A 25,604-nucleotide genomic window follows, 5' to 3' on the forward strand; every position below is an offset into this window, starting at 1 on the left:
GAGACTAGATCCGACATGAGTGAGCAGCAGAGCTTCTATGACGCCGTCGGTGGGGCGGATACCTTCCACCGGTTGGTGGCAGCCTTCTACCGCGGTGTTGCCGCCGACCCGGAACTGAGAGCGCTGTACCCGGAGGAGGACCTCGGTCCGGCCGAGGTGCGCTTCCGGATGTTCCTGGAGCAGTACTGGGGCGGCCCGAAGACGTACTCCGAGCAGCGCGGGCACCCCCGGCTGCGGATGCGGCACGCCCCGTTCGCGGTCACTCCACGCGCTCGGGACCTGTGGCTGGGCCACATGCGCGCCGCGCTGGACGAGCTCGCCCTGACACCGGAGCAGGACGAGCAGATCTGGACCTACATGGTGATGGCCGCGCAGAGCATGGTGAACACCGACGAACCGCAGTACCCGGGCGCGATCGACGTGTCCGGCCGCTGAACCTCTTCGAAGGAGACAACACGAGCATGGCTACCACTCGTACGGCCAAGGCCCACTGGGAAGGCTCGCTGATGGAGGGCGCCGGCCAGGTCGCTCTCGAGTCGTCCGGTGTCGGCACCTACGACGTCACCTGGGCCTCCCGCGCGAACGACGCCAACGGCAAGACCAGCCCGGAGGAGCTGATCGCGGCCGCGCACTCCACCTGCTTCTCGATGGCGCTGTCGCACGCGCTCGCCGGTGCGGGCCACGCGCCGACGTCGATCGACACCCAGGCCGACGTCACCTTCCAGCCGGGTGAGGGCATCACCGGCATCAAGCTGTCGGTCAACGGCAACGTCCCCGGCCTGACCGCCGACGAGTTCGCCGAGTACGCCGAGGGCGCGAAGAAGAACTGCCCGGTCTCGCAGGCGCTGTCGGCCGTCCCGATCACGCTGGACGTCACCTTCACCGCATGACGTACCGGAACGCCCGGCGAGCCAGTCGCTCGCCGGGCGTTCCGTCGTTTCAGCCGTGGAACTGGGCGACGACCTTGGTGAAGTCGTACGCGTTCTGCGAGATCCCGCTGCACGAGTCACCATCGGTGTTGCTACCTCCACACTTCCGGTCCCGGTTGACCGACCAGAACGTGAAGCGGGCCAGGTGGTGCTGCTGCGCGTAGGCGAGCATCGTCTTGAAGTCCTGCAGGCGGACCGTCTCACCGTCGTCGGTCTTGCCGTTCATCGACGAGATGCCCATGTGCCGGTACGCCGTGTCGTCGGAGTACCCGTACGCCGTCTTCAGCCGGCCCTTGAGGCCCTCCTCGGCCTTCTGGGTCAGCGTCGCCATGTTGGTCGAGCCGCCGCCGAAGTCGAACGGCATCAGCACCCAGCCGTCGTTGGCCAGGCCGGCCTTGGCGGCCCGGTTGATCAGGTCGACACCGGACGAGTCCGGACCGGTCTGGTCGGTGCCCATCGTGATGTAGGTCTTGATCCCGGAGTTCTTGCTCTTGACGGTCTTCAGCGCGTCGACGACCCGTTGCCGCGCCGCGGAGCTGTGGAACTCGGTGTCCTCGATGTCGATGTCGATCGCCTTCAGCTTGTAGGCGTCGATCACCTTCTGGTACGCCCCGGCCAGGGCGGAGGCCGAGGTGCACTTCTCGCCGAGCTTGTTACCGGACCAGCCGCCGAACGACGGGATGACGTCGCCGCCGGCGGCCCGGATGTTGTTGATCGCGGTCTGGTCCGAGCCGCCGGTCAGCGCGCGGTCGCCGTCCCACTTCGGGTTGCAGCCGCCGTCGGACAGGATGAACGCGAGCGTGAACCACTTGTTGCCGGCCGCCTTCATCACGTCGACGGGCTTCTGCGGGTTACCCCAGCCGAGGTACTCGTACGGCGCGGCCCCGATGCTTGCCGGGTCCGCCTGGACCTGCTGGGTGGACGCCTGCGCGGCGTGAGCCGCACCGAGCAGCAATGTGCCGACGGCTGCCGTCACGACGGCGGCCTTGAACATGTGCATCTCGAAACTCCGATCCTTGGGGGCGGGCAAAGAGTTAGGAAAGTTTCCTATCAATTGGAGAACCGGTCAATATCGGAGACCGATTTATGTCGGCGCCGTCGACCAGACTGCTCGCATGCTCGAAGAACTGGTCGACAACCACCTCGCCTTCCTCGCCGCCCATCGCGGAGCCGTACGCCGCTCCGCCGCGGCCATCGAGGTGGTGGGCGAATCGGACGAGTTCTCGGCGTGGATCCCGCTCTCGCCGGCCGCTGAGCTCCCGGCCGGGACCTCTACGGTCCGCCTAGTGCCATGGAGCGGTGCGGGATGGGTGGAGCGCCTGACTGCGGATGGCTTCGAGCCGGCCGAGGTCCTGGTTCACATGGAGGCGCCGGCCGGGTCCGCGGAGGGAGAGCCGGTCGCGGCGATCGACTCGGATGCGGACGCGGTGGGGTTTGCGGAGGTGCAGAGTGCGGCGTTTCTCGAGGTCGGCGAGCCGGACTACGACTGGTGGCAGAAGATGTTCGTCGAGCGGGCGTTGCAGAACTACCGAGCGCCGGACCAGTCCCTGTATCTGCTCCGCGTCGATGGCGAGCCCGCGTCGAGCACGCTGGTGCTGCGGACCGGATCAGTCGTCGGTGTCTACGCAGTCGCGACCAAACCGCAGTACCGCGGGCGAGGGCTGGCGACGGCGCTGCTCGCGCAGGCCCGGCGGGACGCGGCCGGCGGGCGGCTCACGCTGCAGGTGGTCGAGGGATCGGACGCGGAGCGGCTCTACCTCAAGCTTGGGTTTCGTCCTGCTTTCCGCTCGTCACACTTTCGTCGGCCTTAGTTTCCTCTTCCTTCTCGGTGCGGGAGCCGACACCGGAAGGGGCCTCGCTGTGCGGGTCGCGGTTGGTCAGGTTGCCGATCCGGACCACCTCGCCGTTGCGGACGTACCAGGTGGTGCCGTCCTCGCCGCGCAGGGTGGTGATCCGCAGGCCGACCGCGACCACGGTCCCGGTCGCCTTCTCCATGTCGATCAGGTCGCCCACGCCGTACTGGTCCTCGAAGATCATGAACACGCCGGCCAGGAAGTCCTTCACCAGCGTCTGGGCGCCGAAACCGAGCGCCACGCCGATGATGCTGGCGGAGGCGATCACCGGCAGGATGTTGAAGCCGAGCTCGGCCAGCACCATCACCACGAGGACGGCGGTCAGGACGATAGTGACCGCGCTGGTCAGCAGCGACGCGATCGTCTCCGCGCGCTGCGCCCGGCGTTCGTTCGCGAGGGTGTTCTCGACGAACTCCTGGCCGCGCTTGGACTTCGACAGCACGCCCGCCACCGCGCCGTTGCCGGTCCGGCGGGCGAACCGCCGGATGACCTTGTGCAGCAGCCAGCGGAGCACGAAGAAGCCGATGATCAGTCCCGCGATGCGGGCCGGGACGACCACGACCTGATCGGTCACCTCGAGTTTGCCGTCGTTGCCGGTGCGGAAGAACGTCGGAAACGCGTCCGGGGGCGACAACAAGCGCGAAAACAGGGGGTGACTGAACGGGGACAGAAGGTAGCTGGTCAGAATAGGCATCTCGCCGCCTGATCTTAGTAAGGCTGACAAGGAGACGGAAAAGCATGTCGAGCCGGCTGGATGACGAGCTGTCCAGGCTCGTGAGCGCTGGTGTGCTGCGCCAGTACCAGGCCGACTCGATCCGTGACGCCGCCGATGCCGAGATCGACGCGGCGCTGGCCGACCCCGGCCGGCCCCATCCGCAGGCCGCGGCCCAGGCGCCCGAGCCGGCCAAACCCAAGGCGCCTCCCGTCGAGGTCCACCCGAACGCCTTGGTCGAGGTGCTCGGGTACATCGGCGGCGCGCTGCTGCTCGGCGCGGTCGCGCTCCTGACCTTGGCGAACTGGGGCGAAATGGGTCGCGCGGCCCGAGTCAGCACCGGTACGACGGCAGCCGTGGTGCTGCTCGGTGCGGCCGTCGTTCTCGCGTTGCTGCGCCGCCGCGAACAGCTGAGCTCGGCGCTCGCGTCGCTCGGCTGTTGCGTGGCCGGCTTCGCGACGTACGTGGCGATCGAGGGGGAGACCGGGCAGGTCGCCGGGGTGGCGGTCGCGCTCGCGCTGGCCGCGGTCGGGTTGTGGTGGCTCGAGGGGTCATCGTTGCTGGTGGCAACGTTCGGGATCCTGGCCGTCGGTGTGTTGGTCATCACGGCAGATGTCCTCACTCCGGACACCGGATCGGCGGCGAACAGCGCGGGCATCGCCGGCACCGGATTCATCATCGTGGCGTTCGTGTTCGCGATGCTCGGCCTGGTGCGTGATCAGGTGACGTCGTGGTCACTGGCCGGAGCGGCGATGTTCAGCTCGTCGATCTGCTGGCTGGTGCAGGAGCGCGGCGAGATCATGGCGCTGGCCGTCGGCACGGCCGGCCCAGCCGCGTTGCTGGTCGCCTACGGCCTGACCCGGCGTTCGTCGTACGCCGTGGTGGGCTGCGCGATCCTCCTGGTCATCTGGCCGACGTCGCTGTACCAGCTCACCGACAACATGGCCGGTGTGGCGGTCGGACTGGTCGTAGCGAGTGGAGTCCTCCTGCTCGCGGTCCTGATGCTGAGTCGGCGGCGCTCGAACGAGTAGCAGACGCCCTCGTACGGCGCGCGCCGTTTAGCCGTTGACGCGGTTGATGCGGCAGACTCGCTGAGGTGACAGCTCCCACTCCAGCCCTTGTCGAGCTAGCGGTTGCCCATGGCGTGGCGACGGAGTACTGGAACTGGCAAGGCGAGCATGTGATCGTCTCGAGCGAGGTCGTGGCCGACGTACTCGCTGCGCTCGGCGTGGACGCGTCCACGCCGGACAAGGCGGCTCTTGCGCTCGCTGAGCACCAGCTGGCGCGCTGGCGGCGTACGCTTCCCGCCACCTTGGTGATGCGGGAGGGGTGGACGCCATGGTTCGCCGTACACCTGCCGCACGGGTCGACGGCGGAGGTGTGGGTCGACCTCGAGGACGGCGGTCAGCGACGGGACATCCCGCAGCAGGACCACTGGGCGGAGCCAGAGTGGGTCGACGGCGTACAGGTCGGCGAGGCGACGTTCCAGCTGCCTGGGGACCTGCCGCTCGGCTATCACCGGCTGTGCGCGCGGATCGGTACCAGTCCGGAGATCTCGGTCGGCACGCTGATCGTCACACCGCGGAAGCTCGAGCCGGAGAAGCTGCGCCGCACCTGGGGCTGGGTGCTGCAGCTGTACTCGGTTCGCTCGCGGCGGTCGTGGGGGATCGGCGACCTGCATGACCTGGGTGACCTGGCTGCGTGGGCGGCGCATGACCTGGGCGCCGGGTTCGTACTGGTGAACCCGTTGCACGCCGCGGAGCTGGCCGGACGGATGGAGCCCTCGCCGTACCTCCCGGCGTCGCGGCGATTCAGCAACCCGATCTACCTGCGGATCGAGGACATCGACGAGTACGGCGACCTCGCGCCGGCGGAGCGGGATCGCGTGCGGACGCTGGCGCTGCAGGCGCGGGCGCTGAGCGAGGACGTGACCGCGATCGACCGGGACACGGTCTGGGCGGCCAAGCGAGAGGCGCTGCAGTTGTTGTTCCGCGTGCAGCCGTCGATCGGACGGATCGCGGAGTACGGAGCGTACTGCGACCGGGAGAGCCAGGGGCTGATCGACTTCGCCACCTGGGCCGCCATCGCGGATGTGCACGGGCCGGAGTGGAGCAAGTGGCCGGAGGAGCTGCAGGAGCCGACGTCACCGGCGGTTGTTGCCTTCCGCAACGAGAACCCGGACGCGGTGGAGTTCCACTGCTGGCTGCAGTGGCAGCTGGACGAGCAGCTCGCGCGGACGCAGGCGCGGGCGAAGGCGGCCGGCATGGCGCTGGGCGTCGTCCACGATCTTGCGGTCGGTGTGCATCCCGACGGCGCGGACGCGTGGGCGCTGCAGAGCGTCCTTGCGCAAAACATCCACGTCGGTGCGCCGCCGGACGCGTTCAACCAGCAGGGGCAGGACTGGTCGCAGCCGCCGTGGCGGCCCAATGCGCTGGCCGAGACTGGGTACGCCGCGTGGCGGGATCTGGTGCGGGCCGAGATGCGGCACGGCGGCGGACTGCGGATCGACCACATCCTCGGGATGTTCCGGCTGTGGTGGGTGACGTCGCCGGAGCGGCCCACCGAGGGGACGTACGTGCGGTACGACCACGAGGCGCTGATCGGGATCCTGGTGCTCGAGGCCCAGCGCGCCGGTGTGACCGTGATCGGCGAGGACCTCGGGACGGTCGAGCCGTGGGTGCGCGACTACCTGACCGAGCGCGGGATCCTCGGTACGTCGGTGCTGTGGTTCGAGCGGGACGCGAACGGGAAGCCGCTCGCGCCGGAGCGGTGGCGGGAGCTGTGCCTCGCCACCGTCACCACGCACGACCTGCCGCCGACGGCGGGCTACCTGGCCGGCGATCATGTCGAGCTGCGGAACCGGCTCGGTCTGCTGACGCGTCCGGTCGCGGAGGAGCTTGCCGTCGACGAGGCCGATCGGGACGCGTGGCTGGCGGCGTTGCGCGAGCGCCATCTGCTGAGGGACACCGACGGGGACGTCGAGCGGATCGTTGAGGCTCTGCATCAGTACGTCGCGCATACGCCGTCCAAGCTCGTCGGTGTCGCGTTGACGGATGCGGTCGGCGAGCGGCGTACGCAGAACCAACCGGGGACCACGGACGAGTACCCGAACTGGCGCATCCCGCTGGGCGGCCCGGACGGCGAGCCGGTCCTGATCGAGGACCTGCCCAACAACCACCGCCTGCGCCGGCTGATCGGCGCGTTGAACATCTAGCGTCCTGGACCAGCGCCGACACATTCGAACGCCTTCTACCGGTGCTCGGATGTTAATTTCGCGTTCAATCTGATGTTTCGCCAATATCTTTCCCGGGCAGTGCACTCCTTGAAATAACCGCCCCATATTTCGAGGAGTGTCCCCATGAAGTCAGTGCTCCGTCGCGTCGTGGTCCCGCTTGTCGCCCTGCTGGTCGGCCTGCTGCCCGGTGTGGTCGCAGTCGAGCAGGCGTCGGCGCTCACCAAGCTGACGCACGCCCAGGCGACCGCGATCTTCTCGGCTGCCGGCATCACCTGGTCGTCCAGCGGCAACTGTTCCAACCGCAACAACTCCACCTGCACGTCGTTCGACCAGATCAACGACAGCACCGTGTACGGCGTCCGCACGCTGAAGCAGGCCAGCGGCTGCGCCATCAACATCACCGGCGGCACCGAGACCGGCCACGCCAGCGGCACCTACAGCCACTGGAACGGCTACAAGGTCGACATCTCGAAGTACACCTGCGTCGGCAACTACATCCACAACACCTTCACCCGCATCGCCGACCGCGGCGACGGGTACCCGCAATGGCGGTCCGGCGCCGGCAACATCTACGCCGACGAGGGCAGCCACTGGGACATCACGTACTACAACTGCGGCGGCTGCTGACAAAAGCAGCCGCGCTCCGCGCGGGTGGTGGAGAGGTAACTGCGGCGGCTGCTGACAAAGCAGCCGCGCTCCGCGCGGGTGGTGGAAAGGTAACTGCGGCTGCTATGAACCAAAGCTGCCGCGCTCCGCGCGGGTTGTGGAGAGGCGACCGCGGCGGCTGCTGACAACAAGGCAGCCGCGCTCCGCGCGGGTGGTGGAAAGGGAACTGCGGCTGCTATGAACCAAAGCAGCCGCGCTCCGCGCGGGTTGTGGATAGGTGACTGTCGCGGCTGCTGACAACAAGGCAGCCGCGCTCCGCGCGGGGTTGTGAAGAGGCAACTGCGGAGGTTGTTGATCCGCTTCTGGGACCGGCGGCCGCCCTGGGGTGAGGCCCTGGGGCGGTCGTCGGTTGGTGGGTACTAGGCTTCGGGGCGTGATACCTCAATTGTCGGGGCACTCCCTGTTGGTGTTCGTCGGGATTCCTCTGCTGGTTGTCGCGGTGCTGGCGTTGCTGGTGTTCGCGTCGTCGATCGCTGACGGGCCGCGGTACCGTCCAGGGCTGTCCTGGTGGGCTCCGCCGGTCTGGATCAACGGGCCGACGGCAACCAAGCCGGATCCGGCCAACCTGCCCGAGCTGCCTGAGCTGACCGGCGCGCCGGGTACCACCGCGACCGCCGGCACCGGCGTCGCCCGCACGACCGGAGGCGCAAGTGCCAGCTGGTGACGCATTCACCCCTGACCAGCTCTACGACCTCGAGCGAGCGGTCCGGTACGCCGAGGAGACGTCCGGCCTGCACTTCTCCGTGTACGTCGGCGGCGCGGACTCCGAGACCCGCCCGTTCGCGCTCGAGCTGTTCAACGAGCTCGACGACCCGGACAGCTCCGTCCTGGTGTACGTCGACCCGGCCGGACGCCGCCTCGAGATCGTCACCGGCCCGCTCGCCAAGCGGCAGCTGTCGGACACAGCCGCCGGACTGGCCGCGCTGACCATGCAGACGTCGTTCGCCACCGGCGACCTCACCGGCGGTCTGGTCACCGGCGTACAGCAGCTGGGCACGCACGCCCACCAGCCGCCCTTGCTGCACGCCAGCGACGAGCAGCACAAGCTGTAGCCCGTGCCACCGGCCCTGCAGCCCCGCCGCATCGAGCTGGGCGACGTCGTACTGCGTCCTTTCGTCGCATCGGACGAGGCTGCAGTGGCCGAGGCGTTGCGTGACCCCGGCATCCTCCGCTGGACCGCTGGTACGGCGGTCATCCGCGCACCAGCCGACCAGCGCGCCCGCCGGTGGCTGGAGCCACGCATCGACGGCTGGAACCGCGGTAGCGCCGTCTTCGCGATCGCAGACGCTGCCACGGACCAGGTGCTCGGCAACGTGTCGCTCCGGGACGTGCACCGCATCCCGGATCAGGCTGTCGCGGCGTACTGGGTCAGCCCGGTCGCCCGCGGCCGCCGGCTCGGTGCGCGCGCACTCGATGCCGCAGCGACCTGGGGCTTCGCAGCCGACGGACTGGGACTGCATCGCATCTCACTCGACCACTCGCTGATCAACGAGGGTTCGTGCCACGTCGCACTCCGCGCCGGCTTCCAGCTGGAGGGCGTGATGCGTGACTACTACGTCGAACCGACCGGCAAGCGGCACGACTCGCACCTGCACGCCCGGCTGGCCACCGACGTCGTCGCTCAGCCGCCCGCCGGAGCTGCCGGCTCGTAGGTCGGACAGGCCGGGCTGGGGTACGCCGCCTGCGTGCGGGGGTCCAGGCACAGGTTGAGGACCTGCGCCGAGGAGGAGCCCGGGCCGAGGTAGACGATCCAGGTGTTGATGACCGGCGTCATCGAGCTGCTGTTCTTCAGGCCCGGGTACTGACCGTTGACCAGCATCGCCTTCGCCGGGATCCCGGCCCGGGTGAGCGTTGCCGCGGTGTTCTTCGCAGTCTGGTCCGCGGGCATGCCGACGTCGGTCGGGTACTTGTCGATCACGACGATCCACTGGCCGCGCTTGAACTTCGGCGAGATCGGCCCGGTGTCCACCTGCGGCGTCGTCTTCTCCGCCTTGGCCTTCGGCGCCGTCGTGGAGGCCGGCGGCTGCCGATCCGCCTTCGAGGCGGTCCCGCTCGCGGCCTCGGTCGGAACCTGCGGTGCGGCGGCGCCGGTATCGGTGCCCGATCCCATCCGCAGCCCGTCCGCCGGCGGGTCGTCGGAGGTTCCCCGGGTCAGGATGAACCCGAACACCGCGACCATCGCCGCCGCGGCCACGACACCCGCGCCGATGGCGCTGTGCGAACGCTGTGCCTTCCGCGGGCCGGCTTCCGGCGTACTCCGGCCGGCAGCGGTCTTCTGTTGTTTGCGCGCAACCCGAGCGGGCGGCTTCCGGTGATCGACGCGAGTCACGGCAAGGGCCCCTCCCCAAGAAAACCCGGACTGTCCGTGGATGGATAGTCCGGTGCAGCTTAAACCGAACGACCGAATAAATGAGCCTCTCTCAGGTGGGGAGAATCTCTTTCCCTGCAAGCGAATCGCGCACCGCACACGTCCCCTCACGATCTGCCGACGAGCAATCGTTTGACTTTCACCGAGCGGGGTCGGGCGGTCCGGAAGCGCTACGGCGCTTGGAGCACCAGTCTTGACCTAGACCGCACTCCAGCTGATTCGCTCCTGCCATGCGTTATCTGACCATCGGAAATGACCCCGCGCGACAGCGCCGGGTGAGCCAGATCGCCCTCGGGGCGATGCTCATGGGTACGTCGACCGACGAGGCGACGTCGTACGCGATCTTGGACCGGTACGTCGAGGCGGGCGGCACGTTCGTTGACACGGCCAACAACTATGCGTTCTGGGTCAACGGCACCCAGGGCGGCGAGAGCGAGCAACTGCTCGGCCGGTGGCTGCGCAGCCGCGGCATCGGGGACGAGCTGACCATCGCGACGAAGGTAGGCGGCCGGCCGCCGCGGCCGGCCAAGGCCTTGAGCGAACATCTCGAGGGCCTGTCGGCTCAGGTGATCAAGGAGTCCCTGGCCCGGAGCCTGGAGAACCTCGGCCGCGACCACGTCGACGTGTACTACGCCCACGTGCCCGATCCCGCCGTACCGCTGGAGGAGCAGGTCGAGACGTTCGGGCAGCTGGCTGCGGACCGGACGGTCGGTCTGCTCGGGCTGAGCAACTACTGGAGCTGGCAGATCGAGCGGGCGAGGACGCTGGCCGCAGCTGCCGGTCTGCCGGGCTGTGAGGTGCTGCAGCATCACCACACGTACTTCCGGGCCCGGACCGACCAGGGCGGCCTCCGTTCACGCGACGGGAGTATCGGCGTCACCGACGGGCAGTTGCTGAGCTATCTGCGCGAAGAGCCCAGCCTGACGCTGGTGGCGTACACACCACTCCTCAGCGGCGCCTACGTCCGAGCTGACAAGCCGCTGGATGAGTTGTACGACCACGCCGGAACCAGAGCCCGCAAGATCGCGCTGGACGACGTCGTACAACAGACCGGTGCTACGGCGAACCAGGTGGTCCTCTCGTGGCTGATGGGCGGCGACATCCCCATCATTCCGCTCGTAGGCGCCTCATCCGTCGCCCAGCTCGACGAGACCCTCGCAGCCGCCGACCTCGAGCTCACCCCCGAGCAATGCAACCACCTGGACGCCGCCGGCCAGAACTAGGTGCCGGACGGGATGCCGTCGTACTTCGCCTTCGGGCGGGTGTCGATGGCGTCGTCCAGCCAGGCGTCGATGTCGACGCCCGCGGAGAGGATGTGCTGCACGTACGACGCGCGCTCGTGGCTGAGGACCTCCAGCTCCCAGACGCATGGGCCGGCGCCGATCGGGGCAGGGCGGAGGTCGTCCACCTCCATGCCGCTGAAGATGCTCAGACGGGACTGGAAGTCCTTGGCCCAGCTCTGCACGACCAGGTAGATGCCGTCGTCGCCCAGGTGCAGTACGACGACGCCGAGGCCGACCGACCCCATTGCGTCGTCGAACTCGAGCTGGCGCGTGGCAGTGCCGCGGGCTACGTCAACCATGTGGTCGTCCCACTGCCGCCCGCGGGCGGTGATGATGTACGGCTTCACCAGGCGGTTGGAGTACCGCCAGGGCATCAGGGGAGTGACTGGGTGGGGTCTGTACGCCTCTGCGAGTCCGGTCAGCGCAACAGCTGCCGCACCGGCCAAGGCGGGGTCGGAGGCGGGCACCGAACCAGTCTTACCGCACAGCCAGGTTCAATGCGACAGGGCCGGTCTCTTGATGAGACCGGCCCTGTCAGAGGGTCGATCAGGCGACGGCGTCCGTCGCCTGCGCGGCGATCGCGCGGGTCAGGTCGGCCTGCGCCTCGGTGACGTACCGGAGCGTCGGAGCGTCGACTGTCGACGTCTCCGCGGCGAGCCAGCCGGTCAACGCGTCCAGTGCGGCCTGGTCGGCCAGGTGACGCGGCGACAGGTACACCAGCACGTTCTCGCCCATTGACGAGCCGAGCCGGGTGTAGACGTCCTTGGCCGCGTTCAGGTACTTGTCGACGTACGGCCGGAGCAGGTCCTCCTGACCGGGCTGCTGGAAGCCGAGGATGGTCCGGAACTGCGTCTCGTTCGGGGTGTCCTCGGACTCCACCGCGATCCGCCAGGCCTCTTCCTTCGCCTCGGCCGTCGGCCGGGCGGCACGGGCCTGTGCGGCCCGCTCCTGACCGGTGATCGTGGTGTCGCGGGTGAGCTCGTCGTCGATCTCGTCCGCGCCGATCTTCCCCAGGCGGGCCAGTGCCACGATCAGCGTCCAGCGCAGGTCGGTGTCGACGACCAGGCCTTCCGGCAGGTCGCGACCTTCCAGCCAGCCGGCGATCCGGTCGGCGCCCGCCGCCGAGAACACCGCCGAGCTGTACGCCCGGACGAAGGCCAGCTGGTGGTCGCTGCCCGGCTCCGCGTCCGCGACAAGACCGGCCAGTGCCTCCTCGAGCTGCGCCCGCAGAGCAGGGCGGTTCTGCGGGGCGGCGTACTGGTTGACGGCGGTGTTGGCCTGCGCGAGCAGCGAGCGGACGCCGGTGAGATCCGTCTCGGCGCGGATGCCGCGCAGGACGATGCCGACGTACTGGCTGGCCGGCATCTCGGCGTCGCGGGTCATGTCCCACGCCGAGCCCCAGGCGAGTGCCCTGGGCAACGACTCCGTCAGCTGGTCGATCGACTCGACCAGCGTGGCGCGGGAGCGCTCGTCCAGCCGGATCTTCGCGTAGGTGAGGTCGTCGTCGTTCAGCAGGACCAGGTCCGGCTGCGTGGCGCCAGTGAGCTCGGGCAGCTCGGTGCGGGAGCCGTCGATGTCGACCTCGAAGCGCTCGGTCCGGACCAGGCCCTCGTCGGTACGCCGGTACAGCCCGACCGCGAGGCGGTGCGGGCGCAGTACGGGGAACTTCTCGGTCGCGGTCTGCTCGATCGCGAACGTCTTGAACGCGCCCTGGTCGTCGACGGTGAAGTCGGCGCGCAGCGTGTTCACACCGGCCGTCCGCAACCAGCGCTCGGTCCAGTCGTCCAGGTCGCGGCCGGACGCCTTCTCGAGCGGCTTCAGCAGGTCGGTCAGCTCGGTGTTGCCGAACGCGTGGTCGTGGAAGTACTCCTGCAGTGCGGTGACGAACGTCTCCTCACCGACGAAGGCGACCAGCTGACGCAGCGTCGACGCGCCCTTGGCGTAGGTGATGCCGTCGAAGTTCACCTCGACCGCGTGGAAGTCGATCATGTCGGCGGCGATCGGGTGCGTCGACGGCAGCTGGTCCTGCCGGTACGCCCAGTTCTTCCGGGCGTTGCAGAACGTCGTCCACGCGTCGGAGTACTTCGTCGTCGCAACCACCTGGGCCCAGTGGCTGGCCCACTCGGCGAACGACTCGTTCAGCCACAGGTCGTCCCACCAGGTCATCGTGACCAGGTCGCCGAACCACATGTGGGCCAGCTCGTGCAGCACGGTGTTGGCGCGGGCTTCCATCTCCGCGTGCGTGGTCCGGCTGCGGAACAGGTACTCGTCCCGCAGCGTCACGCAGCCCGCGTTCTCCATCGCGCCCATGTTGTACTCCGGCACGAAGGCCTGGTCGTACTTGTGGAACGGGTACGGCGTCCCGAACGCCTCCTCGAACAGCGCGAAGCCCTGCTTGGTGACCTCGAACAGGTCCTCGATGTCCAGCGCCTCCTTCAGCGACGGACGGCACAGCAGCGACATCGGGTACGTCCCGTGCGGGCCCTCGTACGCGTCCGTCACCACGTGGTACGGACCCGCGACGACCGCGGTGATGTACGTCGAGATCCGCTCCGTCGGCGGGAACTCCCACCGGGCCAGCTCCTCCCCGTGCTCACCGGAGTACGTCGTCGGCTCCGGCGTCGGGGCGTTCGAGATGACCACCCAGCGGGCAGGTGCGGAGACGGTGAAGGTGAACGGGGCCTTGAGGTCGGGCTGCTCGAAGGTGGTGAACACCCGGCGGGCGTCCGGCACCTCGAACTGCGTGTAGAGGTAGGTCTCCTTGTCGGCCGGGTCGACCGAGCGGTGCAGCCCTTCACCGGTGCGGGAGTAGAGGCAGTCCGCGACCACGGTCAGCTCGTTGCGCTCCGCCAGCCCGTCGAGCTGGATGCGTGCGCCGTCGTACACCACGTCCGGGTCGAGGGCGACGCCGTTCAGGGTCACCGAGCGGACCTTGTCCGCGATCAGGTCGGCGAAGGTGCTCGCGCCGGCGGTGGCGGTGAAGGTCACGGCGGTCACGGACGGGAACGTGGGGGCGCCGCTCGGGGCACCGGTCAGGTCGAGCTCGATCGCGTAGGTCACGTCACTGACCACGCCCGCACGGGAACGCGCCTCGTCGCGCGTCAGGTTGGTTCCAGGCATGTCCGCATCCTATGCACCTGGTTCTCAGGTTCGCCGAGGGTTTCCCCGCGATATTGGGTATTGGATACCGAGACGATATCTGGTGTCCTTCAACTTTGTATGATGGTGAATATGACTGCCTCTGCAGATTTCTGGTTCGACCCGGCCTGCCCCTGGGCCTGGATGACGTCCCGCTGGATGCTCGAGGTCGAGCAGGTCCGGGATGTGAAGACGACCTGGCACGTGATGAGCCTCGCCGTCCTGAACGAAGACCGCCGTGAGCACGACGCCGACTGGCTGCGGTTGCTCGGCCGGGTCCGGGTGCTGATCGCGGCCGAGGAGGCGCACGGCAACGAAGTACTGCTGCCGCTCTACACCGCGCTCGGCCGCCGGATCCACAACGAGGGCCGTGGCGGCAATGACGAAGCGGTGCTGGCCGAGGCGCTCGAGGAGGTCGGCCTGCCGGCGTCGCTGCTGGAAGCGGCCGACTCGGACAAGTACGACGACGCGCTGCGGAAGTCGCACCACGCCGGCATGGACCTGGTCGGCATGGAGGTCGGTACGCCGGTCATCGCGGTCGAAGGCACCGCGTTCTTCGGGCCGGTCGTGACACCGGCGCCGAAGGGTGAGGCGGCCGGCAAGCTCTGGGACGGCGTGCGGCTCGTCGCCGGCACCGAGGGCTTCTTCGAGATCAAGCGCACCCGCGACCGCGGTCCGATCTTCGACTAACGGTTCAGGGGTTGCGATCGAAGTCCCCTGACGGCGAAAGTTGCTCACCAAGCAAGTCGTCAAGTGGTGAGTAGGTTCCGAATGATCGCCGTACCTCCAGCTGTGACCGCCGGGGTCGCTGTGTTCGACCGTCACACCGGACAGTTCGTCGAGCAGCTGAATGCCGACCACCAGTTCCGGTCGGCGTCCGTGGTGAAGCTGCTGATCGTGCTGGACTTCATGTGGGACCGGGGCCCGCAGTACGACGTCCCGCCCGCGGACCAGGAGCGGCTGGAGGTCATGCTGCGCAGCAGTGACGACGACGCGGCGAGCTACTACTGGGACGAGCTCGGCGGCGCGGCGATCGTGGAGCGGATGGTGGCGCGGCTCGGCCTGACCGACACGGCCGGACCGCCCGCCACCCACCCAGGTTTCTGGGGGTACGTCGCGATCACCGCCGCCGACACGGTCCGGATCTATCGATACATCCTGGACCGTGCTCCGCAGCCGGTCGGGGCGTACGTGATGGATCTGCTGCACACGCCGACCCGCTACGGCACCGACGGCTTCGACCAGTTCTTCGGCATCCCGTCGGTGTTCGACCCGGACTTCAGCATCAAGCAGGGCTGGTCCGGATTCCACGGGTCGAGCGGCTACCAGTCGGACCGGGCGAAGCCGGAGTCCGCGCTGGACCTGGTCAGCGACGCACTGCACACCACCGGAACGGTCGGCGTGGACGATCGCAGCATCGTCGCGGTCTTCACGCTGCATCCGAGCGGAACGCCGTACGAGCAGGCTTATGCCGTGGTGACCCAGTTGACCGCAGGGCTGACGGTGCCGGGCGGCGTACGCGCGCAAGCAGGCTGACAGTAGATTGCTGGCCATGCGAGTGCACATCGGCTGCGACCATGCCGGCTTCGAGCTGAAGAACCACCTGGTAGAGCACCTCACTGCTGCTGGGCACGACGTCGTCGACCACGGTCCGGCGGCGTACGACGCCGAGGACGACTACCCGCCGTTCTGCCTGCGGACCGCGCAGGCCGTCGTCGACGACCCCGGCAGCCTGGGCATTGTGATCGGTGGCTCGGGCAACGGTGAGCAGATCGCCGCCAACAAGGTGAAGGGTGTCCGGGCCGTGCTGGCCTGGAGCACCGAGACCGCACGCCTCGGCCGGGAGCACAACAACGCCAACGTGATCAGCGTCGGCGGCCGGATGCACTCGGAGGAGGAGGCGACCGGCTTCATCGACACGTTCCTGGCCACCGACTACTCCGGCGCGGCGCGGCACACCCGCCGGATCGACATGCTGTCGGACTACGAGGCGACCGGTGAGCTCCCGCCCTTGCCCTGATCGCCCTGACCGCCGTGGCCGTCGCCGGACTTTTGTGGCGCCGGCCGGCGTTCTACCTCTCGACGCGGCCGGGAGACGTCCCGGGCCCGCATCGACCGGCCGGTGCCGACCACGGCCGGAGTGGGCGGCGCTGCGCGTCCGCCCTTAGCTGCACCAGAACCACCTGTCGTCCCCATATGAGGAATCATGCCTGAAGGTCACACCCTGCACCGCCTGGCGAACGACGTCTGGGACGCGTTCGGCGGCCGCCTGGTCCAGGCGTCCAGCCCGCAGGTCCGGTTCGTCGACGGCGCCGCGCTGCTCAACGGACATGTCCTGACGCAGACCGAGGCCCACGGCAAGCACTTCCTCGCCGATTTCGAGGGCGCCGGCTGGCTGCACATCCACCTCGGCCTGATCGGCAAGATGGACATCCGTCCGGCCCCGGTGCCCGAGCCCGTCGGACAGGTGCGGCTGAGGCTGCAGAACGCCACGTCGTACGCCGATCTGCGCGGCGCGACCGTGTGCGAGGTCATCACCGGCGAGGAACGCGACAAGCTGCTCAGCCGGCTCGGACCGGACCCGCTGCGCGACGACGCCGATCCGGAGCTCGCCTGGAAGCGGATCCACCGCAGCAAGCTGCCGATCGGGCAGCTGCTGATGAACCAGGACGTACTGAGCGGGGTCGGCAACGTGTACCGCGCCGAGGTGCTGTTCCGGGCCAAGCTGAACCCGATGACGCCGGGCAATGTGGTCAAGAAGCGCGAGTGGCAGGGCATGTGGGACGACCTGCTGGCGCTGATGAAGTACGGCGTCGAGACCGGCCGGATCGACACCGTTGCCGACGACCACACACCGGAGGCGATGGGCCGCGACCCACGCAAGGACGACCATGGCGGAGAGGTCTACGTCTACCGGCGGCAGGGGCAGCACTGCTTCGTCTGCCAGTCGGTGATCCGGACCAAGATCCTGGCCGGCCGCAACCTTTTCTGGTGTCCCAAATGTCAACGGACCGGACTCACTCGCAAGAGCTGAAACCCATCAGTTGTGTTGCGAATTGATGCGCGGACCGAGTGGTGCCGTTATCTTCTTCACACCATGAGGAAGAACGGCGGTCTCGCGCTGGTACGACGCATCGGCCGCCGGGTCGAAGCGCTGGGCCGTCGTGCTCGCCGGTCCCACCGGCTGGCGTTCGTTGCCCTGGCGCTGATGCAGCTGGTGATCGCACTGGCGAGCGCCATCTGGATGACCTCCGTGCCGGCGTCCTTCCTGATCGTCCCGCTCGTCGTCGGCGGCGTTCTGCTGCGCTTCGGCGAGCTGGTGGCGCTGACCGGGATCACGGCGGCGTTCGGTTCGTACGTCGTACTGTCCCGCGGGATGACGATGCCGCGGATCGGCTTCGTGCTGGTGCTGGTGATCGTCGGCTGGATCATGATCGCCAGCGCCAAGGTGCGCAGCCGGCTCGGTGTGGCCGGCACCCGGAGCGAGTCGATGCTGATGGAGCTGCGGGACACACTCACCGCGCAGGGGGAGATGCCGGCATTGCCGCCCGGCTGGCGGGTCGAGGTGGCGATCCAGTCCGCCGGCGGATCGACGTTCTCGGGTGACTTCGTCGTGTCGACGATGCACGACGAGTTCCTCGAGGTGGCGCTGGTCGATGTCTCGGGCAAGGGAATCGATGCCGGGACGCGGGCGCTGCTGCTGTCCGGTGCGTTCGGCGGTCTGCTCGGCGTCGTACCCCCGGCGGAGTTCCTGCCGTCGGCGAACCAGTACATCCGCCGGCAGGACTGGGACGACGACTTCGCGACCGTGGTCCACGTCGTGCTCGACCTACGGACCGGGGAGTTCGACGTACGCACGGCCGGGCATCCGCCGGCGATCCAGTTCGATGCCTGGTCCGGGCGGTGGCAGACGCGGGACGCGGACGGCCCGTTGCTCGGGTTGATGGAGGCCCCGGAGTTCCAAGCGAACCACGGGCAGCTGCGCCTCGGGGACGCCTTGTTCCTGTACAGCGACGGCATGGTGGAGACGCCCCGGCGGGACATCGGCCGCGGCACCGACCGCCTCACGGGCCACGCGGAACGCCTTGTGGCGCAGGGATTCGTCGGCGGCGCCGCCGAACTGGTCGCGACCGCCGGCGGCCCGGGTGACGATTCGGCGATCGTGATCATCCACCGCACGGCGCATGCTTGAGGCAACTAAGTCTCTCGTTGTCATTCTCCTGTTTGTTGACTTGGGCAACTAGAGGGCCATACTGCAGGTGAGATGTCCGCCCGGGCAATGACCATACGCAAGACAGGGGACGGGGAATGGTCGTGAAGCGGGTTCATGCTCAATTGGCCGGTGCGGCGGTTGCCGCCGGAGCGCTCACGGTTCTGATCGGTGCCGCGGCGATGTTCGTCCAGCCGGGTCCCGGGAGCGACGGGTCCATCGCTCCGGCCGGTGCGGCGCTGGCCGCGCCGCCGGGGAACAACGGCACGATCAAGATCGAAGGGGTGGACATCGCCAGCGGGCCGCCGGACAACAACCCGCACCAGGGGTGCACGTTCACCGTCGAGTTCTACAACTTCGACGAGGGGCCGTACAACGCGCAGGTCATCTTCGAGGATCAGGCGCCGACGGCCGACGGGGGGTTGCAGGTCGTCTCCGGCGATCTCACTCCGTTCATCGGCGGTGATCCGGCCGGCGGCGGCAACGACCTGGACGCGCGGGTGACGTACACCCTGAAGTTCGCCGGCCAGCCGCAGCCGCAGCAGGGCTACCACGTCAAGATCACCGTCCACGCCCCGGGCTCGATCGGCGCCGACACCAAGCACAAGGTCTTCTGGGTCGAGGGCTGCGACGCCCCACCCACCACCCCTCCCACCACGCCACCGACAACTCCGCCCACCACGCCGCCGACGACACCGCCGACGACACCTCCGACGACGCCGCCGACGACACCTCCGACGACACCGCCCACCACGCCTCCCACGACGCCTCCGACGACGCCTCCCACCACGCCTCCCACGACGCCTCCGACGACGCCTCCCACCACGCCACCGACGACACCACCCACCACACCACCCACCACACCACCCACCACACCACCCACCACACCACCCACGACGCCGCCGACCACTCCGGCTACGACGCTGCCTCCGCCGACTACTCCAGCCACGACGCTGCCGACCAGCCCCGCGACGTCGCCGACCAGCTCGGCGACTCCTCTGCCGACGCACCATCCGAGTACGACGGCGACTCCGGGTCTGCCGACCGCTGTGGACGCAGGGCTTTCCGGTCCGCCGACCCGCCCGGTCGCCGCGGTGAACGACGGTCGCACGAATCAAGCCGGGGGCCTGCTGATGACGTTCGGCGGCATGCTCCTCGCCGGCGGTGCGGTCGCATCGCTGCGACGCCGCGGACGCCACGCCCGCTGACGCCCGACGACCTGACCGAGCACTGACGGTCACCAATTGCTGCCGATGCGTGATGTCCACAGGCCCGCCGCTGCGGGCCTGTGGACAACGGCCGCGACACGCGATCAATCGTTACCCAACAAACTTGATTGCTGTGACGGAACCGAAATACTTCTCCAGAATCTGAATCCCCTGCGTTGTTCGAGGACGGACATGACCCACACGGGCATCCGCTCCCGTGCCACCGGCATCTTTGCCGGGGCCGGAGCACTTTCACTTCTACTCGGCGCCACCGCACTGCTGGTCGCGCCGTCCGCCAACGCGGACCAGGCGGCTGTGGCCGGAAGCCACAATCCGCCGGGCAACAACGGCACGGTCAAGATCGAGGGCGCCGACATCCAGAGCGGACCGCCGGACAACAACCCGCACCAGGGCTGCACGTTCAGTGTCGAGTTCTACAACTACGACGAGGGCGACTACAACGCCACGGTCACGTTCGAGGACCAGGCGCCGACGAAGGACGGCGGACTGCAGGTTGTCTCCGGCAACCTTCATCCGTTCATCGGCGAGGATGCAGCCGGCGGCGGCACCGACCTGGACGCCAGGGAGGTCTACACGCTGAAGTTCACCGGTCAGCCGCAGCCGCAGCAGGGCTACCACGTGAAGCTCACGGTGAACGCGCCCGGCTCGATCGGCAACGACGTGAAGCACAAGGTCTTCTGGGTGCAGGGTTGCGACGCCCCGCCGACCACGCCGCCGACGAGTCCGCCCACGACGACGGACACCCCGCCGACCACGCCTCCGACGACGACGGACACGCCGCCGACGACTCCGCCGACGACGACCGACACGCCGCCGACCACGCCGCCCACCACGACGGACACCCCGCCGACGACTGCCCCCACGACGCCGCCGAGTTCGCCGTCGACCACACCGACCTCTCCGGGAACGCCGACCGCACCGACCACCTCGACGTCGCCGTCAAGCACTTCGCCGGTAGCCACCACGTCGACGCCGGCCCCCGACGTGCCGAGTGGGACGCCGACGCCCGGCGTACCGACCGAGGTCGACGCCGGCTTCGGTGGTCCTGGTAGCTCCGCCAACTCGGTTGCCGGTAGCAACAGTCCCTTCGGTCTGGCCGGTGGTTTGCTGCTGACCGTCGGCGGTCTGCTGCTGACCGGCGCTGGTGTCGTCGCCTTCCGGCGGCGTGGAAAGCACAGCGTCTGACGTGGGCCCGAAATCGGTCTGAAATGGGTCTGACGTGAGTTCTGCCCGACGACGCGGCCGCCCGGCTCCACTCCGGTGGAGCGGGGCGGTCGCGCTCGTGGGTGTCTGTGCGCTCGCGACCGGTGCGTACTTGCAGTTCGGCCGCGGTGGCGACGAGCACACCGGCGCCCCGACCGTGCCGACCACCGGATTCGCCTCACCGACCTCACCGGTCCCATCCAGCAGTCCGGTCGCTCAGTCCCGTCGAGCGGTTCCTGAGTCCGTTCCGGCCGTCCCGTCGAGCAGTCGTACGACGGCGCGCGCCGGACGCCCCACGGGTATCCACATCGCGCAACTGGGCGTGGACGCTCCGGTCGTGGCGATCAGCGCAGTTCATGCCGCGCTGATGCCACCGTCCGACCCGTCGAAGGTCGGTTGGTGGTCCGGTGGCGCCCAGCCTGGTGGCAAGACCGGGTCGGCGGTCATCACCGGGCACACGGTGCACAACGGCGGCGGGGCCTTCGACAACCTCGGCAAGCTCGACCCGGGATCGGTCGTACAGGTGGCGACGGTTCGGGGTCAGCTGCGGTACCAGGTCTCCACAGTGACGACGTACCGGAAAGCCACGTTGGCCAAGCGCGCCGCGCAACTGTTCGACCAGAGCGTTCGTGGCCGGCTCGTCCTGGTGACGTGTGAGGACTGGAACGGCCAGGTGTACCTCAGCAACGTGGTCGTGATCGCCCTGCCGATGGCGTAGCCTGCTCCGTCGTGACGATCGATGGGCTGGGCGACACCTTCGGCGCCGAGGTGGACCGGGTCGCGCCCGACGTCTCGTTCGACGAATTGGTCGCGATGATGCCGGAGGCGTTGCGGGAGGTGTTCCCGCCGTACCGCTGGCAGTTGGCCAAGCTGTGGGAGCTGGACCTGAAGGTCGAGCCGGTGGAGATCGCCGACCTGGTCTGGATGTTCGACCTGCCGCTGTGGCAGCTCGACGGCGACCGGTTCCGGGTCACGCCGAACCAGGTTGCGGAGACGCCGATGAACTTCCGGGCCCACTACCAGCGGGTGATGGACGCGGACCTCGACTTCCCGATCAACCTGGTCGCGTACCGCGGCCGGCTCGTCGTCCTCGACGGAGTGCACCGGCTGGCCAAGGCGCACTTCCTGCGCCGCCGCTGGATCGAGGCGACGATCGCCACCGCGACCCAGCTCCGCTCCTGCGCCGTCTGACCGGACCCGAACGCCCCCGGCCTCGGACCGAGGCGGGGCGACACGCGGCGATTGGTAATGGTGACGTGTCACCTTAAGATTGGTGACATGACATCGAACAACGACGACTACGCTCCCAGCCCCACCGGTTGGGTCCGCGAGCAGGTGGAGAAGGTCACCGAGGCCGGCACCACCGCGGCGGTCGACATCAAGGGGATGCGCGTGGTGCTGCTGACGATGCGCGGCGCCAAGTCCGGCAAGATCCGCAAGGTCCCGCTGATGCGGGTGGAGCACAGCGGTGTGTACGCCGCTGTCGCCTCGCTGGGCGGCGCGCCGAAGAACCCGGTCTGGTACTACAACCTGAAGGCAGACCCGAAGCTCACCCTGCAGGACGGCGAGGTTACGAAGGAGTACGTCGCCCGCGAGATCGAGGGCGCCGAGTACGACGAGTGGTGGTCGCGGGCCGTCGCGGCTTACCCGCCATACGCGGAGTACCAGACCAAGACCACCCGGAAGATCCCGCTCTTTGTGCTGGACCCCATCAACTAAGTCCTTGCAAAGATCTCGCTCCGGATGACGGTCGGTGAGCAGGGCGGGACCAGGCTTGTGAGACGCTGGCGACGGCTGGGTTCACTTCGACCCGGCCCGGCGCGCTGCGTCGCTTGAGTTCTGGGAGTCGTCCTGACCACACACGACGCGGTGCAGGAACCGTTCGTCGGGTCGACGCGGTTGCGTCTGGCCGGACTTGCACTGCATGCCTATACCGCGAGCGGAACGGTGCTCGCGTTGCTGATCGTGATCGCCGCCATCGACGGCGACGCGGTCCGCGCCCTCTGGCTCGGGCTGGCGACCCTGGTGATCGACGGTACCGACGGGATGCTCGCGCGCCGGCTGCGGGTGAAGGAGACCATCCCGTGGTTCGACGGCGCGATGCTCGACAACATCGTCGACTACCTGACCTACGCGTTCGCCCCGATCGTCCTGCTGTGGACCGGCGGCTACCTGCCGTCCGGCACCTGGGGCGCGATCCTCGGCGCGCTGCCGTTGCTTGCCTCCAGCTACCAGTTCTGCCGGGTCGACGCAAAGACCGAGGACCATTTCTTCCTCGGCTTCCCCAGCTACTGGAACGTGGTCGCGTTCTACGTCGTGGTGCTCAGCCTCAGCCCGGTCACCACCGGCATCATCCTGGTCGTCTGCTCGATCCTCGTCTTCATCCCGGTGAAGTACGTGTACCCGTCGCGCACGAAGGCGTTCCGCTCGCTGAACCTGCTGACGACCGCGGTCTGGCTCGCGTCGTACGCGGTACTCCTGGCGCAGATGCCGAACCCGAACCCGATCGTGGTCGGCGTCTCGCTGTCGTATCTGGTGTATTACGGCATCCTGAGTCTGTACCTGACCTGGCGCCGTAAGGCTGCCGCGTAGATGGTTCTCGGTCTTGGCGCGGCTCTGGGGGCCGCGGTGCTGTTCGGTGTCGGCGCGATCATGCAGGCGGTCGGTTCGCGCAAGGTGCCGACCGAGTCGGAGCTGAATCCGCGGCGGTTCGGCGGGTTCGTCGTCGCGCTGCTCAGGCAGCCCGCGTTCCTCGGCGCACTCGCGCTGAATCTGGCCGGCTTCGGCCTGCACTTCGTCGCGCTGCGGCTGCTGCCGTTGTACTTGGCGCAAGCCGGTATCGCGGTCAGCCTGGTCGTCACCGCCCTGCTCGCGACCCGGCTGATGTCGGATCAACTCAGCGCGCTCGAGTGGTCGGCAGTTGCGGGCGTCGTCGTGGGACTCGGCCTGCTCGCGGTGTCAGCAGGGGACGCCGGCGCGGCCGCCCAGCATCACGGCCTCACGATCGGCATCATCGTCGGCCTCATCACGATCGCCGTACTGGGCGCCCTCGCCAGCCGGTCGCAGCACGGTGTGTCGACCGCCCTGCTCGGACTGCTGGCCGGTCTCGGGTACGCCGGAGTCGCCATCTCCGCTCGTCTGCTGCAGGACGGTTCCCTCTCTGAGCTGTTCCACAGCCCGACGCTCTACGCGCTCCCGATCAGTGGAGCGCTCGCTTTCATCCTGTACTCGTTGGCCCTGCAGCGCGGTTCGGTGACGTTGGCGACGACGCCGATGATCGCCCTTCAGACCATCACCCCGGCCGCGGTCGGCGTCTTCGTCCTCAACGACGCCGTACGCGCTGGTTGGTGGCCGGCGGCGATCATCGGCTTCGCCCTCTCCGCAGCCGGATCGGTGGTCCTGGTCCGCTTCGAGTCGGTCAAGCACTGACCTCAGCGCGACGGCCACTTCCAGGGTGGTTCGTCGAGCGGGCCTTGGCCGGCGATGGTGGTGGCGCCGCGGTCCTTGACCAACTCGATCGTGTGCAGTTCGGGGGACAGGGCCTGCAGTGAGGAGATGAACGGGCGCGAGTGGGTGACGACGATGACCTGCGCCTCCTTGGCCGCGGTGACCACGAGATTCGCGAGGGCGGGCAGGAGGTCGGGGTGCAGGCTCGTCTCGGGCTCGTTGAGGACCAGGAGTTCTGGCGGTCTCGGCGTCAGTAGTGCGGCGACCCACAGGAGATATCTGAGCGTGCCGTCGGACAGCTCGGCACCCGACAGCGGCCGGAGTAGACCGTGCTGGCGGAACGCGATCTCGAAGCGGCCGGCGGTGTTCACGACATCCACCCGGCTGCCGGGGAAGCCCAGCTCGATGGCCTCGTCGAGTGCGCCGTTCGGCCCGAGCTCGCGGATTGTCTGCAGCGCGGCCGCGACGTCCCCGCCGTCGTGGGACAGTACGGCGGTCCGCGTCCCGATCTGCACTCGCCGGGCGGGCGCATCGGCGTCGGTGCGGAAATGGTCGTAGAACCGCCAACCGCGCAGCCGGTCCCGCACCAGCATGAGCTCCGGCGCACGCTCAGGATCCGCGAACTCGCTCAGCATGCTGTCGAACGTCTGGAGCTGATGACCCGCGCGTTCCCACTCGCCACCGGACGAACGGATCCGCGCCTCACGATTGCTCCGATCGACCAGCAGCGCCGCCGGTCGGAGGAACGGGCCTGCCCACAAGGCTTCCCGCTTGATCTCGGGATCGAGATCGAACTGCGAGCCGTTGGGCACGGGCAGCCCGAGGTCCATCAGATAGCCGTAGTCATCGGCCGCGAACCCCATCCGCAATGTCACCGGACCGGTCCGCACCGTGCCTTGGACCGGCCGGTCCTTACGGACATGTTCCGGCCCGGCCCACAGCGTCGACTGGAGTCCGCCTTCGCGTGCCAGGGCTGCGATGGCGCCGTTGCGCGAGGCATCGGCAAGCAACCGGAGCGCCCGGTACAGGCTGGACTTGCCCGTCCCGTTCGCTCCGGTCACCACGTTCAACCCACCCAGCGGCATGACGATCCGCCGCAGGGACCGGTAGTTCTCCACCGCCAGCGTCGTCAGCATGCGCCCAAGGTACCGACGCCCCCGGACACTTCTATGACACGCGGCACCAGCGGACGGCGTCGGCGATCAGGTAGCCGTCGGCGTACTCACTGGGTTCGCGCAGGCGCTAGACGCTAATAGGCATTACTCAGCATCTTTTGCTGATCGTGTCACGATCTGTGGCGCTGTCTCGTCTCGGGGGGCGACACAGAGGAG

The 25,604-nt window shown here is 68.5% G+C and carries 28 protein-coding genes; 22 read left to right on the forward strand and 6 right to left on the reverse strand.

All coding sequences use genetic code 11. The features are described 5' to 3' along the window. Nucleotides 1-15 precede the first annotated feature (15 nt). Both EV653_RS00760 and EV653_RS00765 read left to right on the forward strand, forming a co-directional pair. Complete coding sequence (locus tag EV653_RS00760; RefSeq protein WP_134096939.1) at nucleotides 16-435, forward strand: globin; 420 nt, start codon at nucleotides 16-18, stop codon at nucleotides 433-435. 26 nt (nucleotides 436-461) lie between these two features. Then, entirely contained in the window at nucleotides 462-890 is a 429-nt protein-coding gene (locus EV653_RS00765; protein WP_130438763.1) for an OsmC family protein, read from the forward strand. Between the two features lie 49 nt (nucleotides 891-939). Here EV653_RS00765 and EV653_RS00770 read toward each other — a convergent pair whose 3' ends face one another. Then, nucleotides 940-1,929: a chitinase gene (locus tag EV653_RS00770; protein WP_134096941.1), complete on the reverse strand. Its 990-nt coding sequence runs from the start codon at nucleotides 1,927-1,929 to the stop codon at nucleotides 940-942. A gap of 115 nt (nucleotides 1,930-2,044) precedes the next feature. On the opposite strand from EV653_RS00770, the gene EV653_RS00775 reads away from it, so the two are divergent. Next, nucleotides 2,045-2,740 (forward strand): GNAT family N-acetyltransferase, encoded by a 696-nt coding sequence (locus EV653_RS00775; protein ID WP_166679256.1) that lies wholly within the window; start codon nucleotides 2,045-2,047, stop codon nucleotides 2,738-2,740. Here the strand turns inward: EV653_RS00775 and EV653_RS00780 are convergent. Further along, nucleotides 2,688-3,476, reverse strand: coding sequence for a mechanosensitive ion channel family protein (locus EV653_RS00780; RefSeq protein WP_134096945.1), 789 nt, complete (start codon nucleotides 3,474-3,476; stop codon nucleotides 2,688-2,690). The genes EV653_RS00775 and EV653_RS00780 overlap by 53 nt on opposite strands. A 44-nt stretch (nucleotides 3,477-3,520) precedes the next feature. Here EV653_RS00780 and EV653_RS00785 point away from each other — a divergent pair, with 44 nt between their 5' ends. From EV653_RS00785 to EV653_RS00810, 6 genes are all read left to right on the forward strand, one after another. After that, a complete protein-coding gene (locus EV653_RS00785; protein WP_134096947.1) occupies nucleotides 3,521-4,525 on the forward strand; it encodes a hypothetical protein in 1,005 nt (334 codons plus the stop codon). A gap of 65 nt (nucleotides 4,526-4,590) precedes the next feature. Next, nucleotides 4,591-6,708 (forward strand): 4-alpha-glucanotransferase, encoded by a 2,118-nt coding sequence (gene malQ / locus EV653_RS00790; protein WP_134096949.1) that lies wholly within the window; start codon nucleotides 4,591-4,593, stop codon nucleotides 6,706-6,708. Between the two features lie 144 nt (nucleotides 6,709-6,852). Next, nucleotides 6,853-7,356, forward strand: coding sequence for a hypothetical protein (locus EV653_RS00795; RefSeq protein WP_202871439.1), 504 nt, complete (start codon nucleotides 6,853-6,855; stop codon nucleotides 7,354-7,356). Nucleotides 7,357-7,768: 412 nt separating this feature from the next. After that, nucleotides 7,769-8,059 (forward strand): aa3-type cytochrome oxidase subunit CtaJ, encoded by a 291-nt coding sequence (gene ctaJ / locus EV653_RS00800; protein WP_134096951.1) that lies wholly within the window; start codon nucleotides 7,769-7,771, stop codon nucleotides 8,057-8,059. Beyond that, nucleotides 8,046-8,447 (forward strand): DUF5130 family protein, encoded by a 402-nt coding sequence (locus EV653_RS00805; protein WP_134096953.1) that lies wholly within the window; start codon nucleotides 8,046-8,048, stop codon nucleotides 8,445-8,447. The genes ctaJ and EV653_RS00805 overlap by 14 nt, the downstream gene beginning before the upstream one ends. A 3-nt stretch (nucleotides 8,448-8,450) precedes the next feature. Continuing rightward, a complete protein-coding gene (locus EV653_RS00810; RefSeq protein ID WP_134096955.1) occupies nucleotides 8,451-9,047 on the forward strand; it encodes a GNAT family N-acetyltransferase in 597 nt (198 codons plus the stop codon). Here EV653_RS00810 and EV653_RS00815 read toward each other — a convergent pair. Next, entirely contained in the window at nucleotides 9,017-9,724 is a 708-nt protein-coding gene (locus EV653_RS00815) for a hypothetical protein (protein WP_134096957.1), read from the reverse strand. The genes EV653_RS00810 and EV653_RS00815 overlap by 31 nt on opposite strands. Nucleotides 9,725-9,993: 269 nt before the next feature. Between EV653_RS00815 and EV653_RS00820 the strand changes: the two genes are divergently transcribed. After that, nucleotides 9,994-10,986 (forward strand): aldo/keto reductase, encoded by a 993-nt coding sequence (locus tag EV653_RS00820; RefSeq protein ID WP_134096960.1) that lies wholly within the window; start codon nucleotides 9,994-9,996, stop codon nucleotides 10,984-10,986. Here the strand turns inward: EV653_RS00820 and EV653_RS00825 are convergent. Further along, the gene (locus tag EV653_RS00825) at nucleotides 10,983-11,513 is read right to left on the reverse strand and encodes a hypothetical protein (RefSeq protein WP_134096962.1); all 531 of its coding nucleotides are present in this window, start codon (nucleotides 11,511-11,513) and stop codon (nucleotides 10,983-10,985) included. The genes EV653_RS00820 and EV653_RS00825 overlap by 4 nt on opposite strands. Nucleotides 11,514-11,592: 79 nt before the next feature. Beyond that, nucleotides 11,593-14,166 (reverse strand): aminopeptidase N, encoded by a 2,574-nt coding sequence (gene pepN, locus EV653_RS00830; RefSeq protein WP_134096963.1) that lies wholly within the window; start codon nucleotides 14,164-14,166, stop codon nucleotides 11,593-11,595. Nucleotides 14,167-14,277: 111 nt separating this feature from the next. Here pepN and EV653_RS00835 point away from each other — a divergent pair, with 111 nt between their 5' ends. The 12 genes from EV653_RS00835 to EV653_RS00890 all read left to right on the forward strand — a co-directional run bounded on the left by EV653_RS00835 (nucleotide 14,278) and on the right by EV653_RS00890 (nucleotide 24,255). Next, complete coding sequence (locus EV653_RS00835; protein WP_134096965.1) at nucleotides 14,278-14,874, forward strand: mycothiol-dependent nitroreductase Rv2466c family protein; 597 nt, start codon at nucleotides 14,278-14,280, stop codon at nucleotides 14,872-14,874. Between the two features lie 66 nt (nucleotides 14,875-14,940). Next, nucleotides 14,941-15,720: a class A beta-lactamase-related serine hydrolase gene (locus EV653_RS00840; RefSeq protein WP_238159487.1), complete on the forward strand. Its 780-nt coding sequence runs from the start codon at nucleotides 14,941-14,943 to the stop codon at nucleotides 15,718-15,720. A 16-nt stretch (nucleotides 15,721-15,736) separates the two neighbouring features. Then, nucleotides 15,737-16,204, forward strand: a complete 468-nt coding sequence (locus EV653_RS00845) for a ribose-5-phosphate isomerase (RefSeq protein WP_134096967.1) — start codon at nucleotides 15,737-15,739, stop codon at nucleotides 16,202-16,204. A gap of 186 nt (nucleotides 16,205-16,390) precedes the next feature. After that, complete coding sequence (locus EV653_RS00850; RefSeq protein WP_134096969.1) at nucleotides 16,391-17,218, forward strand: Fpg/Nei family DNA glycosylase; 828 nt, start codon at nucleotides 16,391-16,393, stop codon at nucleotides 17,216-17,218. 63 nt (nucleotides 17,219-17,281) lie between these two features. Beyond that, a complete protein-coding gene (locus EV653_RS00855) occupies nucleotides 17,282-18,376 on the forward strand; it encodes a PP2C family protein-serine/threonine phosphatase (protein WP_134096971.1) in 1,095 nt (364 codons plus the stop codon). 122 nt (nucleotides 18,377-18,498) lie between these two features. Next, a complete protein-coding gene (locus EV653_RS41525; RefSeq protein WP_441294966.1) occupies nucleotides 18,499-19,602 on the forward strand; it encodes a hypothetical protein in 1,104 nt (367 codons plus the stop codon). 192 nt (nucleotides 19,603-19,794) lie between these two features. Further along, on the forward strand, nucleotides 19,795-20,808 hold the full coding sequence (locus tag EV653_RS00865) for a hypothetical protein (RefSeq protein ID WP_134096975.1): 1,014 nt from the start codon (nucleotides 19,795-19,797) through the stop codon (nucleotides 20,806-20,808). Between the two features lie 34 nt (nucleotides 20,809-20,842). After that, the gene (locus tag EV653_RS41935; protein WP_238159488.1) at nucleotides 20,843-21,544 is read left to right on the forward strand and encodes a class F sortase; all 702 of its coding nucleotides are present in this window, start codon (nucleotides 20,843-20,845) and stop codon (nucleotides 21,542-21,544) included. Nucleotides 21,545-21,555: 11 nt separating this feature from the next. Beyond that, entirely contained in the window at nucleotides 21,556-22,017 is a 462-nt protein-coding gene (locus EV653_RS00875; protein ID WP_238159489.1) for a hypothetical protein, read from the forward strand. 87 nt (nucleotides 22,018-22,104) lie between these two features. Continuing rightward, nucleotides 22,105-22,545, forward strand: a complete 441-nt coding sequence (locus EV653_RS00880; RefSeq protein WP_134096977.1) for a nitroreductase family deazaflavin-dependent oxidoreductase — start codon at nucleotides 22,105-22,107, stop codon at nucleotides 22,543-22,545. A gap of 150 nt (nucleotides 22,546-22,695) precedes the next feature. Next, nucleotides 22,696-23,418, forward strand: a complete 723-nt coding sequence (locus tag EV653_RS00885) for a CDP-alcohol phosphatidyltransferase family protein (protein WP_134096979.1) — start codon at nucleotides 22,696-22,698, stop codon at nucleotides 23,416-23,418. Beyond that, nucleotides 23,419-24,255: a hypothetical protein gene (locus EV653_RS00890; protein ID WP_134096981.1), complete on the forward strand. Its 837-nt coding sequence runs from the start codon at nucleotides 23,419-23,421 to the stop codon at nucleotides 24,253-24,255. 2 nt (nucleotides 24,256-24,257) lie between these two features. On the opposite strand, the gene EV653_RS00895 is transcribed toward EV653_RS00890, so the two are convergent. Further along, nucleotides 24,258-25,409 (reverse strand): AAA family ATPase, encoded by a 1,152-nt coding sequence (locus tag EV653_RS00895; RefSeq protein ID WP_134096983.1) that lies wholly within the window; start codon nucleotides 25,407-25,409, stop codon nucleotides 24,258-24,260. Between the last annotated feature and the right edge of the window lie 195 nt (nucleotides 25,410-25,604).

The sequence above is a fragment of the Kribbella pratensis genome (genome assembly GCF_004365355.1).
GTDB lineage: Bacteria > Actinomycetota > Actinomycetes > Propionibacteriales > Kribbellaceae > Kribbella.

Coding starts and splice junctions, on each gene's coding strand:
- EV653_RS00760 (WP_134096939.1), top strand. CDS start 16: ATGAGTGAGCAGCAGAGCTTCTATGACGCCGTCGGTGGGGCGGATACC.
- EV653_RS00880 (WP_134096977.1), top strand. CDS start 22,105: ATGACATCGAACAACGACGACTACGCTCCCAGCCCCACCGGTTGGGTC.
- EV653_RS00785 (WP_134096947.1), top strand. CDS start 3,521: ATGTCGAGCCGGCTGGATGACGAGCTGTCCAGGCTCGTGAGCGCTGGT.
- EV653_RS00865 (WP_134096975.1), top strand. CDS start 19,795: ATGACCCACACGGGCATCCGCTCCCGTGCCACCGGCATCTTTGCCGGG.
- EV653_RS00820 (WP_134096960.1), top strand. CDS start 9,994: ATGCGTTATCTGACCATCGGAAATGACCCCGCGCGACAGCGCCGGGTG.
- EV653_RS00845 (WP_134096967.1), top strand. CDS start 15,737: ATGCGAGTGCACATCGGCTGCGACCATGCCGGCTTCGAGCTGAAGAAC.
- EV653_RS00850 (WP_134096969.1), top strand. CDS start 16,391: ATGCCTGAAGGTCACACCCTGCACCGCCTGGCGAACGACGTCTGGGAC.
- pepN (WP_134096963.1), bottom strand. CDS start 14,166: ATGCCTGGAACCAACCTGACGCGCGACGAGGCGCGTTCCCGTGCGGGC.
- EV653_RS00775 (WP_166679256.1), top strand. CDS start 2,045: ATGCTCGAAGAACTGGTCGACAACCACCTCGCCTTCCTCGCCGCCCAT.
- EV653_RS00795 (WP_202871439.1), top strand. CDS start 6,853: ATGAAGTCAGTGCTCCGTCGCGTCGTGGTCCCGCTTGTCGCCCTGCTG.
- EV653_RS00890 (WP_134096981.1), top strand. CDS start 23,419: ATGGTTCTCGGTCTTGGCGCGGCTCTGGGGGCCGCGGTGCTGTTCGGT.
- EV653_RS00895 (WP_134096983.1), bottom strand. CDS start 25,409: ATGCTGACGACGCTGGCGGTGGAGAACTACCGGTCCCTGCGGCGGATC.
- EV653_RS00855 (WP_134096971.1), top strand. CDS start 17,282: ATGAGGAAGAACGGCGGTCTCGCGCTGGTACGACGCATCGGCCGCCGG.
- EV653_RS00770 (WP_134096941.1), bottom strand. CDS start 1,929: ATGCACATGTTCAAGGCCGCCGTCGTGACGGCAGCCGTCGGCACATTG.
- EV653_RS00780 (WP_134096945.1), bottom strand. CDS start 3,476: ATGCCTATTCTGACCAGCTACCTTCTGTCCCCGTTCAGTCACCCCCTG.
- EV653_RS00835 (WP_134096965.1), top strand. CDS start 14,278: ATGACTGCCTCTGCAGATTTCTGGTTCGACCCGGCCTGCCCCTGGGCC.
- EV653_RS00765 (WP_130438763.1), top strand. CDS start 462: ATGGCTACCACTCGTACGGCCAAGGCCCACTGGGAAGGCTCGCTGATG.